Source organism: Acaryochloris sp. CCMEE 5410 (assembly GCF_000238775.2).
Taxonomy (GTDB): Bacteria; Cyanobacteriota; Cyanobacteriia; order Thermosynechococcales; family Thermosynechococcaceae; genus Acaryochloris.
In genome coordinates this window covers 1,534,172-1,550,402 of the sequence record NZ_AFEJ02000001.1, presented here as the reverse complement: position 1 = coordinate 1,550,402, position 16,231 = coordinate 1,534,172, and the positions used below count along the sequence as shown (strand labels likewise).

Here is a 16,231-nt window from a genome sequence, read left to right as displayed (position 1 = left end):
AATACTTTCTCTACTCAAACTTGAGAAGATTAAAGACTAAGTCATCATTAGTCTTCACACACGAGACTTCGGTAATGGTTCCGAGTGATGGGAATGCTAGAAGTATTTTCGCTGCTGGATTAGACAGCATATCTCATCGTGAGTATTTGTGGCCATGAAAGCCGAGTCTTGAGTATTCCTAACTTGACAGCAGGAACAACTTTTGTGGTGAAATGAACCCGAGTAAAGTTGTGAATCAACCAAAATACATCGAGTGTTCTCTGCAAGCTCTTCCTAGATTTTGCATAGGTATTCGTCTTGCGTCGAAAGGTTGCATTACGTCGTCTCATGGAGGCATTAAACGCTTCAACATGATTAGCATGTATCTCTTCGTTAGACACCTCATGAGCTGTATCAGGATGCTCTGGAATAGGTGATTGATACTTTTGACGAGGACGCCCCTTCTTTGTTTTGGCTCCTTTGTTTTTAATGCGCACTCTTACCCCTTTCGGCAGGCGTTTGAGAGGACGTCCCGGTTTACCATTGCGAATGATGTCATGGCAAATATCAAACAGAATATTGCCATAGCGCCTTTCTCCATCCGTTAATAGACTCAAGTTGTCTGTTTGCTCAATCACTTGAGCCAAACACTGTAACGCCTTCTCAAATAATTGCTGGTCTTTGCGCCCACAATGCAATTCCCACAGAAACCGACTTCCCCGTTCCATCAGAACAATTGTCCACCCTTGGGACTCTGACGGCGGTTTGTTTTTGTTCACCTTAGTATAAAGCTCATCCCCCTCTATTTCTTGGTGAATGAACTGATGGACTAACGAATAGAGCATTAAGGTCGGCTTGAGACCAGATAGGCGTCTTTCCCAATCAATCACACTTTTCTTGGATACATTGTGGGTGCGAGCTGTGGCATTCAGGCTCATCCCTTCACTCCTGGCTTTGAGGATGGTGATAATCCGGCTTAATGGGGTTTTGAGTCCTGAGATCGGAGTTGCAAACGTCTCACTGAAATAGATGTCACATCGACGGCAATGGAGGATAGTCCGTGAACCATGCCCTTTTGTTAGATAACGAGTGTGGGTATGGGTGTCACCATAAGTACAGCATGGACAATAATGAACAGAAAAATCCATTGAAAGAACGATGTTATAGAATGCATCGATTATCTCTCAAATTAATATATTGAAAGCTTCTCTGCTGCCCCACTCTACGGAACCAGTACCACAGTCTACAACTGGGTGAGAAAGCATCGCAGTTTACGTTCTCTTCTTGAAGTACCCGAGGGTAAAAAGCGCTTTCAATAGAGAACTCCTGCCATGGCAGTTGGATTAACCGAACTCATTTGGACCGAAGCTCAGATTCTCAGAACACCTGTTTATATCGCCTCCAAAAATTAGGGGGTTGAGATAATCCCACCTAACTACCCGAGATTGAAGACGCATCGCAAGTCTTCACCAAAGATACCGTGCTCATATGAAAGATTCATTCCTCGTTTTGAGTTCTAGGTCAAACAACCTGCGTAGGTAATCAAGAGCCATAAAGACAATCTTTACTAGTTGATATTATTTTAAGAAATTAAATAAAAGGATACCTAAAAATCGAAGTTACTGCCCAGGCTGAAGCACTGGTCTAACAGGATTGTCAGCAAAAATACTTTTGAGTGCATCCAGTACAGGGATATCTTGCTTTCTCAAAGTTGAAATATAACCGCGAATGCGGCAGAACTGCTGGGCACCTGCCAAGGAGCGAAAACATCCCGATATCTTCTGCTTCAACTTCATCATGCGGATATCGCGCTCAGCCTGATTGTTATCAAAGGCACCTGAAAATCATACATAAACGCCAAGACAGCAGCTTGGTGCTTTCGAAGTCGGTCGAGCAAGTTTTTGGGTGTACTCTGCTTCTGCTTGCCTCGTTTCTTGGGTGCATTTTCATCGACGGTTGGCATTGGATTATGCTTGAATCCATCGGCTAACACTTGGCGATACCGCTGCTCAAACGCCTCGACTTGTCTCGCATCGAGAACGCTTAAGTGTTCAGCTTTTGCCCGCTCTACCTCAGCTTTGATATCTAGCAGCAGTGAGATCATCTCCTCAGCCCAAGGTTGTTTGTAGCGTTCAACAATAAATCGGAGTTCGCGCAAATGATGGGCATTGCATAAGCTATGCGTACAACCATAGCGGGCATAGCTCTTCCAACCATCATGAATACTCGTGCCCGTAAAGTTTGGCAGAATATCCATTTCGTCCATCGCTGCTGTGCCGCGTTGGCATGGACAAAGTAGTAGGTTAATCCACTCGTACAAGCGACATGCAGCCACCACAACTTGCTGTTGACTCGCAACCCCGTCTCGTCAAAATGTCCCACAGCTGCTTGCTCAATAGCGTCTTTGATCTGGGCTTCAATCGGTTCTAATTGCTGGGCACAGGTTGTACGGGTGTTGCACAGGGTTCCTTCAGAAACCTGACAACCCAAGAGGTCTTTAAGCAGTTCACGGGTGCGCTCAAACGGCAACAGTTGAGCCTCCATCAAATACACCATCAAGCCTTTGAGATTACTGCCATACTGAACCACATTGGTGACATCGCTGGGGAATTTACCCCGGTTCAAGGTTTGACAGTGCTCACAATATTTGACTTCTGCTTGATGCTCGATGACCTGTAATGACAAGGAGGGCAGCTCATGAACCTGGCGCAGTTCATACTCAAGGACGGCGACCTCTGTTAACGAGGCACCACAGCCTTGACATTGAGTGACTGGATGTAACACTACGGCATCGACGGTTTCACGCCATTCCAAGGTACTACCGGGATGGCCTTTTGACCCCCACTTTTACGCTTACTCTTACCCCGTAGACTTTTGGTCCGCTTCCCAAAGCCATCGCTTGAGGGTGGTTTACTACTGTTCCGACTATCTTGCCAAGATGCTCTTCTAGTCGCTCTATCCGTTTAATAAGAAGGGTGACCAGCTCAACAACTGCATCCTCTCCTTGATGGTAGATTGCTCGAATATCAGATTCACTAATTTTCTGGTCAGAGACTTTCTTGTTCAACGAATGAGTACGGATTGACTGCTGGTGTGCTTAAAACATAGTCTCAGATAGAGTTATACCTTCATTCTCAACACAATGATTTAAGCCTGGGCAGTAACAAATCGAATTTTCATATCAAAGATTTGTTTGAAATTTCGATTTTTAGACTTTTTATTTATATTTGCAAAGTAGTTTCAAGAGATTTAATAAATGCAAGAAACTGTAAAAGTCTTTTCCTATCTATCTTTCAAAGGGAAAATCCTAATGGTTTAATAAGTAAATTGTGTATAAATGTAAATTATAATTCGAGCTAATGCTATTTATTTATTAAACTTTTAACAGTTTGTCACGTAAATTATTTCATTCCTGTTACTATTCCTAATATCAAAAAAATTTTCTCAAAATACTTGTAGTCATAAAAGAGGAATAATCTAAGACACATCGAATATAAAAATTCGGAATTACATGAATTAAAAAGATCAACCATCTTCTCTCATTCCTATAAGAAAATAAAATGCATTATATATAGATTTAGGATTCATCTATGAGTCTTTAGATCTATATATAGCTACCCTAAAATTTATCTCCTAACACCCATATATCTTTGAGATTTAGGTTCAGCTTAGAATCCTTAAATCCTTTTTGCATCAAGCATGTAAGCTGCCTGCTTGCAATGTCTTCCGTGCAAAGGTTTTAAAGAAATTTTCTAACTGAATACTTTCTCTCCTGCTAATACTTCGTTAGCACATAAGTCAATTGAATATATGTTTAGAGAGATAGTTTGACTTTTTATTAAAAATATCCCCATGCAGATAAAAACTTGTGGGGATATATGCCATTGCCTGTCATTAACACAAATAGACAGGTTATGGCGCCTCTTAACTTCCTTTTTTTATTCTATTGAACTGCTAATCCGATCTGGATTAATGGTTCTGCTGAAAAACAAAGGAAGAAAATTTTTATACCTGTTGTAAGAATTTTGGAAGAAATTTATGTCAACAAATGTCAATCAATCTGAATATCCTTGGTATCAAGGCAATAGCCGTTTAGTAGATGTCTCTGTACAAGGTAAATGGCTTGCCGCTCATATCCTACAAATAGCCCTCATCATGTTTTGGGTGGGGTTCAATACTTTTTCTGAAAATCAAGTATTTGATCCTAGTCTGCCAATGTATGACCAGGGTCTTGTTTTAATTCCTCACCTTGCAGCGGAAGGGTTTGGAATTGGGGCAGGCGGTGTTGTGACCAATACCTTTGTTTACACTCAGGTGGGAGCCATTCATATGGTTGCCAGCTTAGTACTCTTTGCTGGAGCCTATTATCACGCCAAAATAGGTCCGATGGATTTAACTGAAGGTGGCCGCGGCAACACTGAACGATTTGCTTTTCAATGGGATGATCCTAAGCAGTTAGGATATATTCTGGGTAACCATCTACTCTTTATTGGATTCGCTTCTTTGATCTTTGTCGGATGGATGAAGTTTCATGGTATCTACGATCCAACAGTAGGTGAAGTCACCAAAGTAGCTGCTCCAGGCTCAACAATTGGCAATGTTTTTAAGTACGGTTGGTCTACACCAGGGTTTAATCCATTTTTTGTAGATAACTTAGATGACCTAGCATCTGGCCACCTATTTATTGGGTTATTTGATATGGCTGGTGGGCTGTGGCATATCAATGTTGCCCCTTTTAAATGGGAACAAGATTTAGGGTCCAGAATTAAGATATACACACCTGATGGTTTAATTGGCACCTCCTTAGGTGGTGTTGCCATCATGGGCTTTATTTCTGCTTATTTCTGTGCCGTTAATACTTTTGTTTACCCCGTTGAATTCTATGGTGCAGCTTTAGAAGTCAAATTTGGGATTGCCCCCTACTTTGCTGATACGGCTGATTTAGCAGATGGGTTTTATACCTCTCGCGCTTGGTTAGCTAATGTCACTTATTATGTCGCCTTCTATTGTTTACAAGGTCATCTATTCCATTGCTTAAGAGCAATGGGCTTCAAATTCGAGAGAATTCCTTCCATCATCGCTGCTGACACCAGTGGCAACGCTATTACGTAACATCGTCAAGTCTTCGGCCACTCTATTGTTAGGGTGGCCGGGGGATGCTTGTTTATTTAATTCTTTTTCTGACGCTCACCTAGCGAAGACAGTGCATTCCGAAAAATATTGCTAGATCTAAGCAAAAGCAAATCACTCCCGTAGATCGATATAACACAGCAATATCTTTAAGACATTTTTAGCCTATATAATTTTTCGCCTCTATTTACTTGAGATTTGCTATTGACCTTAGCATCACAAGAATTCTAAATACTCACCCGATTCATCTATCTGCATTACACAAATTGCTGAATAGTTTTCAGGCCAGTTTGCGCAGATAGTTATATATCAAGGATTTTTAAAAATTATGATGAGCCAAAAATCTGAAGAGGAGCAATATAATATAGCCTCTTACATTTTGTCGATGGGGGTTGGATCAATTGTCTATTTAAGTACCCACTATTCCATTAAAAGTCATTTTTCGATCATCTCAAATCATAGTTCGATACCATTTTATTTGTTATGTCTCTATGGGCTAATTTTATCTATTTCTGGCTTCTTTAAACCTGATGCAAATAATCCAGATATGAAAAGCTGGTTTATTCTTCATGAAAGGCTGTGGATCATCTGTGGAGGGGCTTTTGCAACTTTCCTAATCTTATGTGCAATTTAAGAGCTTTATGGCAAAGAGATCGGTTAACCATTGAAACGTTAGATTAACCATTAATTTTATAACTTCAGTTCACTTATTGTTTGGTTGATTCTCATTGTTTTACGGAAGCGACGAATTAGGCCAGCATTTGTTCAATAACTGACTGTCGAGGGAGATACCTCAAGTGCTGATTGCTCCACTGACTTATCGATCACTTCCAAAGTTAACCCCAACGTTGGATCGGCTCATATGGTATGGACTATACTCTAGACGGCTAAGATATTAACTTTTTTAAAAGACTGAAACTTGAGTGATAGCAGGCTTGTGAGTTTCGCCTTATGCTCACCATTGCACTGGTCGAGGCACTGTTGAATGGCTCCCTTAAAGGCGGGGAAATCAGCATAATACTTTGAGTAGAGACATTCTTTGCGCACAAAGCGCCAGAGCCGCTCAATTAAATTCAAATGGGGTGAATAAGAGGGCAAGTAGACTAACTCAATATCGACGATCTCAGCAAAGTCTGTCACAAGCTGGCATTTTGATATCGAGCATTGTCTAAAATCACGCTGATGGGTATGACAGGGTCGAGTAGAGCAAGCTTGGCTAGCAACAAACACATGCTATGAGAGTTGATGTAGGTGTGGTTGGTGATGCTGATGATATCTTTAGTGACGGCGTTGAGCGCCCCGAGAACATTGAATCGTTGACGACCGGAAGGAGAGGGGATGAAGATCCGACGGATGCACCAGAGAAACCCCAGATAAGCCTGATGAACAAATGAGCAGCATCTACAAAAAGACAAGACGCTCTTGGCGTTGAGCTCCCTCTAATAAGGGTTCAAGGCAAGTTTTCGGAACTGCTCTTGCTCCTCAATTTTCTCGGGTAGACTCGACTTTCCCGGCACATACCCCACTTTTCGATAGCGACAACCGATGCGTTTGAGGAAAGCTTTGATCTGGGTTGGACTACGTTTAATGCCCGTCAATTGTTCAATGACTGCTTGAGCTTCTGCACTGGTGCGGGGCGGGTGTTGCTCAAAATAGGCTCTCACACTATCGCTATGAGCGTTGAGTGAACTGGGTTGACCTTTATATTCCAGGGTCTTCAGTCCTTCAATTCCTCCTTGTTGATACAAACGAAGGGTTTTGGCTAAGGTCGGACGGCTAATCTGACAAGCTGGCAGATCTGGGCATGGGCAAGACCTTGACTCTTTAAGTAGAGGACTTCCATCCGTCGCTGCACCCGTGGGTGAGGATGATGATAGCGCTCGTAGTTGAGGTGTTGGATTTCCTCTGCGGTGAAATCAATTTTAATCATGCGAGTAGGAGAGTCGGTTGGGGGATACTCCCAGTGTGCCAAATCTCTCCGCTACAATGTTAAGCCACTAGTCGTCCGCAGTATATCTGAGGTGTCCAGCTAAGCTGGATACCCCCGTAAGACTGAAAATAACCCTATTTAGCATTGGTTGAAGATATCTTGACACCTGTTCAAGACTGATGGATTTAGGGTATGTGAGATTAACTCCTCACCTGAAATAATGTCTTAAATTCTTGATGAGACTAACGTTGGAGTGGAAATTTTTTTAAGATTGCACTCTTAGTATTGTGGATGCGATCGCAACTCAAAAAAACCGTAACTTCTGTTAGTTTGAACAGTCTTTCCCATCACGGTGGGAGATAGATTGGGTAGAGAGGGAGATTGCTCGATGTTCTGATCCTTTGCGAGAGTTTTCAGTAGGAGAGTGAGTGATCTGGGTTTGAGGAGCAAACTGAGAAATAATAAATGGAGAAGAAAAGATACAAAGATAGACAATAGTAATTTTAGTCAAGAATTGCCCATCGACGGACTTCCGTTTTTGTCTATTGTATTTCATAGAAGTGACTCAGAATGGGTAAATGATCTGAAATTATAGAAGCTAGAGTCCGGAATATTGACTGGCTGGTAGTGAGGAAAAAGATTGATGAACGGAATGCTTCGAATATACTTTATTCCACTAATGAATAAGCTGTAAATTATTTTGCTTTAGTAATTTAATCTATAGCTAAAGTTAGATGCTTTTTGTGCCTGTTATAGCCAATTTAGATGCACTGTAAATATTTAAATAGGCGTATGCTTACTTTGAGAATTAGTGAAAAAGAAAGAATCTCAGATTTTTCCCTTGGAAATATTTAGGCGATGCTGAGACTATTAAATCTTTTTTTTTGGAAGAAATGACAACAAAATATATCTATCCTGCTTTAGATCGGTGGATAGAAAATTAGGTTTTATAGATTATCTGAGGCTCAATCAATTTATCAATTTGTGTAGGGCCGAGACTTCGCGTAAGGCACTGGTCTACTAACAGGGCACATACCTAAACCCTTTATTGGTGAGGAGTTCTAGTGTGCTCAACGGACGAGAACAAAATCCCATCTCCATTGCTGGTGTGGTCTGCTTACTGAGCCCCAATGGGGTCTAACCCAGTTATGATCAGGCGTTGTACATCTAGCACTCGCTGTAACCCCGACCGCTTCTTAGCGTAGAGATTCTGCCGTCTTCGATAAGCACTACATCGTCTCCTCAAGGCAGCATTGTGAGCCTCATTATGATTGGCATGGACCTCAGACCCTAGACTGATAGCGGTAAAGGGATGCTCTGCTTTCACCCACTCTACTCGCCGATTCCCTGAGACCCTTTAACTTTCATCGCGACTTCTAACCCTCTCGCCAACCTTGCGATGCCCATAGTCAGGATGACACTCCTCACCATTGAGATAGACATTGGCGAGCTTCCAAAGTTCTTGTCCATAACGCCTCTCACCATCGGTAAACCATCGAATCCCATCACAGGCTTTGACCCACTCCCAAGCTGAGTAAACGCCATTTGCAAAAGTTGTGCATCCTTGAGGCCAGCTTGTGCTGTCAACCAATAGCGGCTTTCGCGTTCAAGGAAATGGATGGTCCAGCCCTGGGATTGGCTGGGGGGAAGATTTTTGCCTACACGCGTGTAAACTTCATCCCCTTCTACCGTCACATCAGAGGCTGCTGGTGCGGGAGGTGACCAGTTCTGTGCTTGGTCTGCTAGGCGTTTTTCCCAACGCATAATGGTGGTATGAGATTTACCGAAAGTTCGACCTGCAGCACGAATACCCATCCCTTCGGTGCGAGCTTTGATGGCATAGCTCACTACTGAACTAGCGGTGCGTAAGCGAGCCATTGGGGTACCCGTGCGTTCGTTGAAACGCCGATTGCAATCCTTACACTGATATCGCTGGACTAATGTCCCATCTTGCAGGCTATCAAAGCCGCGCTTTAGGATCTTCTCGCTTAGACAATATGGGCATTCCATTGATCTACATTAGGTTGCGTCGGAAGCATTATAGCTAGATCCTGCTAACAGACCAGTGCCCTGGTTTTGTGTTTTGAAGATGCGATCGCATCTTCAAAGCGAAGTAAACGTAGCAAATGGCTCTCTTCTGAACACATCCTGATGGGATGTGAATCGTTTAAAGGCATTTGACCTAATCCATACAGATTAGTCGTCACTTTGAGCTATTCCAAGTTCACCCTATTGGTTTACGACTCCACTCTTTCAGGTTCGCCACTCAGTAGCCATGTATCTCCCTGTTTCACGAGAGGAAGGTTCGCTTCGGCTGTTTCACCTCCAGATGAAATAGCGATCTTAACTAGAGCCTGATTTCCCTCAACCTTAGGTTCGCCAACAATTTTGACCGTTTTCATAATTGAGACAAATTCTGCTCGGTCATCTGCATTAGGATTACATAACTCCTCAGGGGCTGCTTTTGCACATAGAGGCTTTAGTTCATCGAACTTGCCATCTGCCCCAGCTTTGATAAATTCCTCAACAACCGATTGGGGTGAAGCGTTACCTCCCCCGCAGGCCATGAGTAATATGACCACACCAATCATCAGAATTTGTGCAGAAAATCTATTCATCATAGAGTGCAGGTTCATTACCTTCTTCCTCAATTGTTGTATCGATTAACGCATCCCTTGAACTTGCACTCTAGGGTGAACCGATCTATTGCTTTATCTTTTTACACAAGCAACAATGCGGTTCACATTTGGGAATAAGAAAATAGTAAGGGGTTAAGGATCTGCTATTCTCCGAATCTTAATATTGTTTGCATAAATAAATTTATTTGCAGCTCTAAAAAAGATAGAGCAACTTATTTGTTCGTCAAGGGAATAAGTTCAGCAAATAAACGGTACTTAATGCCCCTTAAAGTCACTGTTCGGGGAGACATTTATAAATGTTAGTGGGGGAAAAAAGGTAATTAGCCAGATATTCGTATACGATAAAAAGCTTGAATTAACGGAGCTATCACTGTTTTGCCCATATAGCTATGGCAGTGTTAATCAGCCTTGGCCCATTTAGAGCCTCAGCTTAAGACAGCCACCGTCTTATTTATGCCAATTGTTAGTGCATCAATTTATGCCAGTGGATAACCTTCAAAATGCCCAGGAACAACAACGACCAGAAAGCCATTGGCAACAAGGTAGCCTAGTTGATCTAGAGATTACAGATCTCAGTCCGACTGGAGATGGAGTGGGTCGATGGGGAGACCAAAATCTGGTTGTTTTTGTCCCCAACACCGTACCTGGCGATCACATCACTGTTCGGTTGATTCGGGTTAAACCCAGATATGCCCACGGTCAGCTTCAAAGGATAAAGCAGGCCTCACACCACCGGGTGCGGCCGCAATGCATTGTGGCTGATAAGTGTGGGGGGTGCCAGTGGCAGCAGGTAGACTACGCCTATCAGTTGATTGCCAAGCAGAATCATGTGATTCAAGCTCTAGAGCGAATCGGTAAATTCCAGTCCCCAGTCGTCGAGCCAGTGCTGGCTGCTCCATCTCCGATTGAGTACCGCAATAAGGTAACCTATCCCATTGTGTTAAGCCCAAACACCAACCGAGTACAGGCAGGGTATTACCGCAAAGGAAGCCACAAGCTCATTAATCTCAATCAATGCCCCGTTCAGGATCCTCAGTTCAATCCTTTTTTAGCGGAAATTAAAGAAGATATTCAAAAACAAGATTGGCCCATCTATAACGAACAAAATCATCAGGGTCTGATTCGCCACCTCTCGATCCGCATCGGTCGACGGACGGGAGAAATCTTAATGACGTTGATTATTAATGCCAAACCGAACCAAGCGTTATCTGACTTAGCCGACCTAGATACTCAAGTGCAGGAGTGGCTGGAGCGCTATCCCCAACTGGTGGGAATTAGTCTGAACTTCAATCCCCATCGCACCAATCGTATCTTTGGCCATGACAGCACTTGCATTGCCGGTCGTCACTATTTGCAAGAAACCTTTGCAGGGCTAACTTTTCAGCTCCGTCCTGATACCTTTTTTCAGGTGCATACTGAACAAGCGGAAGTCCTGCTCAATACCCTTTTCGATCACCTTCAGCTCACGGGCAGCGAACAGGTCGTTGATCTGTACTGCGGGATTGGTACTCTTACGCTTCCCCTGGCTCAGCGAGTTAAAGAGATTATTGGGATTGAATTGCAGGCCGCAGCCGTAGACCAAGCCCAGACCAATGCCACCCTTAATCAAATTAGCAACGTAACGTTTGCTGCTGGGACGGCCAAAGCGTGTTTAAGGGAGCTGTCTTTTGTTCCGGATCTGGTGCTGTTAGATCCGCCTCGTAAAGGCTGCCACCAAAGTGTGATTGAACAACTCCTGGCTCTCAGGCCTGCGCGAATCGTCTATGTTAGTTGCCATTCCGCGACCCTTGCTCGGGATTTGAATTTGCTGTGTCAATCAGGACAATATGACTTGAGTCGAGTCCAGCCCGTTGACTTCTTTCCTCAAACGTCCCATGTGGAATGTGTTGTGTTTCTCAATCGGCGGCCTTCATGATTGAGACCGTTGTTGACATTGACTGTTTAACCTTTCTACTGGTCAGCATTTTTATTCTTGGGATTGGCATCCTTTTGACCCGCACCCTCCCTCTCCTCAGAACCCTGAATATTCCTGCTGCCGTTTCGGGGGGGCTGATTGGCTGTGGCCTAGTGGCCTATGTCAACCTCTTCACACCTTGGCATTTACAGTTTGATCTGAGCTTGCGCGACAATCTGCTTTTGATCTTCTTTAGTACGATTGGCCTAGCCGCTCGCTTTAAGCAGCTGAAAGAAGGGGGAAAAACCCTTGCTGCTGTGATTGGGGTGATGATTGCCTTTTTATTCCTGCAAAACGCAGTCGGGATCGGGGTAGCCTGCTTAGTCGGTTGCCCTCCTATCTTTGGACTGCTTGGAGGGACGATTGCCTTTGTGGGCGGTCATGGTACAGCGATCACCTGGGGAACATTGCTTGAGGCCCAAGGGTGGGCTGGTGCATTGGAATTTAGCCTCGCAGCTGCCACCTTAGGGTTGATTGTGGGAGGGGTTTTAGCGGGACCCATTAGTCAGCATTTGATTCGCCGGTTTGAGCTGGAGTCCCTATCTCTTCCCTCTGATGCTGTGGCGGAAAGCCCAGTAACGATGCCAACGAGTTTGGAAGGCATGTTTGGGATTGTATTGTTAATTGCGACATCCCTAAGTGTGGGACTGGGAATACATCTGTTCACGCTGGATTGGGGCATTGTCTTGCCCCGATTTCTGCCCATCATGCTGGTGGCTATTCTCCTGATCAATCTCCTAGATTGGGGAAATATTTCGATCAACGATTCAGCCCTGTCCTTTTGGAATGACGTTAGCCTTCAGCTTTTCCTGGTCATGAGTTTGATGAACTTGCAAATCTTGTCATGGATGCAAACGGCTGGTCCCTTGCTGATCATTCTGGGCGTCCAAACCCTTTGTGCCGGGCTTTTTGCCTATTTTGTGGTGTTTTGGGCTGCAGGTCGTGATTATGATGCCAGCGTGATCTGTGCTGGTTTTACGGGAATGGTTCTTGGAGCCATGCCTGTGGGAATGGCAAATATGACCACGATTACCCAGCGCTATGGGCCTTCTCCCAAAGCCTTGCTGGTCATTCCTTTATTGGGAGCTTGCTGTATGGATATTGCTAATGCGGTCGTTATTCAATTCTTTTTAATGCTGTCACCATAAAAACACCGCATTGCGCGAGAATTGTATCAAAAAATTACACAATATATATTTTGTTCAAGGGTCTCGTAACATTACATAATAATGGGGATCATTAACCTCGCGACAGCCCATTCTTCACTACTGACTCAATAATGATTACCAAAGACCTAGAGCGGCCTCCGCAGATTCTTGAAACCTTAGAGCGACCTGCTGATCCACAAGCTCTAGAAGCTCTTTACGAACAACCTGCATCGCAGCCTGCATCTATGTTGCCTTTTGCTGCTCTGCTTGCTGCTGTCTGTATTTTGTCGTGTTCAGCAATATTTACCCGGTTAAGTGAAGAAGAGCTAACGGCCAGCGCGACCATTTTTAACCGCTTTTGGATTGCGTCTTTGGCGTTAGGACTGTGGAGCGGCTTCCAACAGTTTCGCCAACCTCCTGCAGAAACCGATCAGACATCCCAACCGATTCAAATTCGTGATTTACTCTGGTTTGGGTGTTTGGGCATCCTGATTTACGGTCGGGCTGGGTCTTGGGCTTGGTCCCTCACCCAAACTAGTGTGGCGAATTCTAATCTCCTCCACAACATGACGCCTTTGTTCGCAACCCTAGGGGGGTGGTTGTTTTTAGGACATCGATTCAATCGTCAATTCCTGATGGGGATGAGCTTAGCGATTACTGGAGTGTTAATTATTGGCGTCGGTGATTTCCAGGTCGGTCCGAGTGGTCTGGTAGGGGATGGGACGGCTTTGTTATCCGCCGTTTTCTACGCTGCCAATTTTTTGGTCATTGAAAAACTGCGGACGCGTTTTACCACCACAACCATCATGCTGTCCTCCTGTTTGGTGACTGGACTGTTGACGATTCCGATTGTGTTGATGGGAGGGAATCAGCTATTTCCAACTTCTACAACGGTTTGGCTAGCGGTTATTGCCTTAGGCGTGGTTAGCCAAGGATTAGGGCAAGGCCTGCTAGCTTACTGCCTCAAGCAATTTACGTCGGGCTTTGTCTCTGTTTTTATGTTGATGGAACCCTTAATTACGGCTCTCCTAGCTTGGAAAGTGTTTGGAGAGCAACTCAACGTATTGAATTGGGTTGCCTTCTTTATCATCTTAACGGGGCTATATTTGGCAACGGTCAGCAAAGGTGCGGCAAAATCAAGGCCGATTCATTAATTCCCCCAGTAAATCGATAATATTTAGGTTATGCTTCGGTTAAACCCCTTTCAGGTCAACGGTTCCCCGAAGATTCAATGTTAGAATCGGCCTATGGCCGTTTAAGTAAAATTTTGTATGCTATCTGCTGACCCGAATGCGCGTTCGTTTGAGCAACTTCCGACCACAATGGGGCAGATTCTGTTAGTGGAAGATGAAGAAAATATTCGGGAAACGATTGCTCCCGCACTACAAAGTGAGGGATATCGGGTAATCACGGCTGCGGATGGCCAAACAGCCCTGGATGTCATTCAGCTTTTTAAGTCGAGATCGCAACAGGCATCCACTCTGGATCTGATTATTTTAGATATTATGCTGCCCGGCATTAATGGCATTGATCTGTGCCGGTTTATTCGCCGTGAAGGATCAACGGTTCCAGTTCTGATGTTGAGTGCCAAGGATACGGAAGCTGACCGGGTTGTCGGTCTCGAAGTGGGTGCTGACGACTATCTCACGAAGCCCTTTGGCATGCGGGAACTGATCGCTCGCTGTCGGGCTCTCTTAAGACGACAGCGGCTGAATAATACTGACCCTCAAGGCACTCTGCTGACCTGTCGTGAGATCAGTTTGCATCCTGATGAATGTCGGGTCATGGTGCGGGATGAAGAAGTCAATCTATCGCCTAAAGAATTCAGGATTTTAGAATTATTTATGAGCTATCCCCGACGAGTGTGGCCAAGGGAGCAGATTCTCGAAAAGATTTGGGGGCCAGACTATATTGGCGATAGCAAAACGGTCGATGTACATATTCGTTGGCTACGGGAAAAAATAGAACTTGACCCAAGTAATCCCGATTACTTGGTCACCATTAGAGGATTTGGTTATCGATTTGGATAAGAGCGGTTGGAAGGCATCTCAAGCTTAAATAACGGAGAGTCTTGTGCAATTAGTATGGTTCCTTGCAGGATTAGGCCTTGGTCTGGGACTGCTTGCTTGGTCTGCTCGTCATTTCAATCACCAACTGGAACGAATCATTCGTACCCTGCCGAGTGATCCCTATCGGCCGACCCTGTCTCCGTTGAGTCGATTATCTCGGGTTACCCTGCAACTTCAAGATCAACTCCAGCTCAATGAACAAGAGCTGTTGGGATGGCAAGATATTCTGCGCCGAGCTCCGGTTGGATATCTGCAGGTCAATAGTGCTGACAATTTGTATTGGATTAACGAACGAGCTTGCGATCTGTTGAAACTGCAAAGTCGTTCTTGGGACGCTTGGCCCAACCGCCTCCTCCTAGAAGTTGTGCGTTCCATTGAGCTGGATCAATTAATTAGTCAGGTTCGCTCAGGTCAGCAAGAGCATCAAATTGAGTGGATCATGCATCTGTCTGAGCGGGCTCAAGAGTGGCCCCTTAGAGCTTATGGTATTCCTTTACCAGAAGGTCATGTAGGTGTGTTTATTGAGGATCGAACTGAAGCTAAGAATTTGGCTGAGGATCGAGATCGCTGGACTTCAGATGTAGCCCATGAACTGAAAACCCCCCTGACGTCCATTCGACTCATGGTGGAAACCCTTGAGCCCCGCATTAGCTGGCAACATCGTTCCCATATTGATCGCTTATTGCAAGAGGTCACCCGCCTCAGCGACTTGGTGAAAGATTTACTGGAACTGAGTCGAATTACGTTCAATCAAGCCCAAACTCTGAAATTACAACCTGTTAATGTCCCCAGTCTGATTCATAAGGCTTGGCTGAATTTGGAACCTTTAGCTCAGCAGCGGAATCTATCTTTGTTTTACCAAGGGGTGGAAGATTGCACTTTAAACGTCGACAAAAATCGACTTTATCGGGTGTTCCTGAATCTGATTGACAATGCCATTAAGTACAGTCCGGTGGATCAGCCCATTATTGTCCAGGTAGAAGTCGTTCAGTCCGCTGAAGAGGGTGAACAGGGACAACGCCTACGTATCGATATTATTGATACGGGGTCAGGTTTTTCGGTAGAGTCTCTGCCTCATATTTTTAAGCGCTTCTATCGTTCTGATCCCTCAAGAGTGAGAGGGACTGTGCCGATGGGAAATCCTGAGGCAGTGAGTTTGCAACCTCTAGGCACGTCAGATGTTATTCAAGCTACTTCTGTTGTCCTCTCAGAACAGGAGCAAGCTTCCGCTGTGGCTCCTTTGGGAGGAAGTGGTTTGGGGCTTGCGATCGCACAGCAAATCATCCTGGCCCACGGAGGCACCATTCGGGCTCGTAACCATCCCCAAACCGGTGGGGCCTGGCTACAAATTATGCTGCCTTGCCCTCAAGCGTCTTCCTAGT

The 16,231-nt window shown here is 44.6% G+C and carries 8 protein-coding genes and 3 pseudogenes; 6 read left to right on the top strand and 5 right to left on the bottom strand.

Going from position 1 to position 16,231, the window contains the following annotated elements; all coding sequences use genetic code 11:
• Nucleotides 1–119: 119 nt before the first annotated feature.
• Entirely contained in the window at nucleotides 120–1,127 is a 1,008-nt protein-coding gene (locus tag ON05_RS06840; protein WP_039782010.1) for a hypothetical protein, read from the bottom strand.
• Nucleotides 1,128–1,598: 471 nt separating this feature from the next.
• Nucleotides 1,599–3,019, bottom strand: a pseudogene (tnpC, locus tag ON05_RS06835) (IS66 family transposase).
• Between the two features lie 998 nt (nucleotides 3,020–4,017).
• Between tnpC and ON05_RS06830 the strand changes: the two are divergent.
• The gene (locus tag ON05_RS06830; protein ID WP_010482374.1) at nucleotides 4,018–5,091 is read left to right on the top strand and encodes a chlorophyll a/b binding light-harvesting protein; all 1,074 of its coding nucleotides are present in this window, start codon (nucleotides 4,018–4,020) and stop codon (nucleotides 5,089–5,091) included.
• A gap of 897 nt (nucleotides 5,092–5,988) precedes the next feature.
• Here ON05_RS06830 and ON05_RS06825 read toward each other — a convergent pair.
• The 3 genes and pseudogenes from ON05_RS06825 to ON05_RS06815 form a co-directional block, all read right to left on the bottom strand.
• A pseudogene (locus tag ON05_RS06825) lies at nucleotides 5,989–7,081 on the bottom strand (IS630 family transposase).
• A gap of 978 nt (nucleotides 7,082–8,059) precedes the next feature.
• Nucleotides 8,060–9,049 (bottom strand): annotated as a pseudogene (locus ON05_RS06820) (IS1 family transposase).
• 227 nt (nucleotides 9,050–9,276) lie between these two features.
• Complete coding sequence (locus ON05_RS06815) at nucleotides 9,277–9,675, bottom strand: DUF4878 domain-containing protein (protein WP_029315484.1); 399 nt, start codon at nucleotides 9,673–9,675, stop codon at nucleotides 9,277–9,279.
• Between the two features lie 481 nt (nucleotides 9,676–10,156).
• On the opposite strand from ON05_RS06815, the gene rlmD reads away from it, so the two are divergent.
• From rlmD to ON05_RS06790, 5 genes are all read left to right on the top strand, one after another.
• Nucleotides 10,157–11,593, top strand: a complete 1,437-nt coding sequence (gene rlmD, locus ON05_RS06810) for a 23S rRNA (uracil(1939)-C(5))-methyltransferase RlmD (protein ID WP_010477693.1) — start codon at nucleotides 10,157–10,159, stop codon at nucleotides 11,591–11,593.
• Entirely contained in the window at nucleotides 11,590–12,780 is a 1,191-nt protein-coding gene (gltS, locus tag ON05_RS06805; RefSeq protein ID WP_010477695.1) for a sodium/glutamate symporter, read from the top strand. The genes rlmD and gltS overlap by 4 nt, the downstream gene beginning before the upstream one ends.
• Nucleotides 12,781–12,911: 131 nt before the next feature.
• Nucleotides 12,912–13,934 (top strand): DMT family transporter, encoded by a 1,023-nt coding sequence (locus ON05_RS06800; RefSeq protein WP_010477697.1) that lies wholly within the window; start codon nucleotides 12,912–12,914, stop codon nucleotides 13,932–13,934.
• 117 nt (nucleotides 13,935–14,051) lie between these two features.
• Nucleotides 14,052–14,810 (top strand): response regulator transcription factor, encoded by a 759-nt coding sequence (locus tag ON05_RS06795; RefSeq protein WP_010477699.1) that lies wholly within the window; start codon nucleotides 14,052–14,054, stop codon nucleotides 14,808–14,810.
• 43 nt (nucleotides 14,811–14,853) lie between these two features.
• Entirely contained in the window at nucleotides 14,854–16,230 is a 1,377-nt protein-coding gene (locus ON05_RS06790; protein WP_010477701.1) for a cell wall metabolism sensor histidine kinase WalK, read from the top strand.
• The last annotated feature ends 1 nt before the right edge of the window (nucleotide 16,231 follow it).

Excerpts from the sequence above, each read along its gene's own strand:
- ON05_RS06840 (WP_039782010.1), bottom strand. The coding sequence starts at position 1,127 with ATGGATTTTTCTGTTCATTATTGTCCATGCTGTACTTATGGTGACACC.
- ON05_RS06830 (WP_010482374.1), top strand. The coding sequence starts at position 4,018 with ATGTCAACAAATGTCAATCAATCTGAATATCCTTGGTATCAAGGCAAT.
- ON05_RS06815 (WP_029315484.1), bottom strand. The coding sequence starts at position 9,675 with ATGAACCTGCACTCTATGATGAATAGATTTTCTGCACAAATTCTGATG.
- rlmD (WP_010477693.1), top strand. The coding sequence starts at position 10,157 with ATGCCAGTGGATAACCTTCAAAATGCCCAGGAACAACAACGACCAGAA.
- gltS (WP_010477695.1), top strand. The coding sequence starts at position 11,590 with ATGATTGAGACCGTTGTTGACATTGACTGTTTAACCTTTCTACTGGTC.
- ON05_RS06800 (WP_010477697.1), top strand. The coding sequence starts at position 12,912 with ATGATTACCAAAGACCTAGAGCGGCCTCCGCAGATTCTTGAAACCTTA.
- ON05_RS06795 (WP_010477699.1), top strand. The coding sequence starts at position 14,052 with ATGCTATCTGCTGACCCGAATGCGCGTTCGTTTGAGCAACTTCCGACC.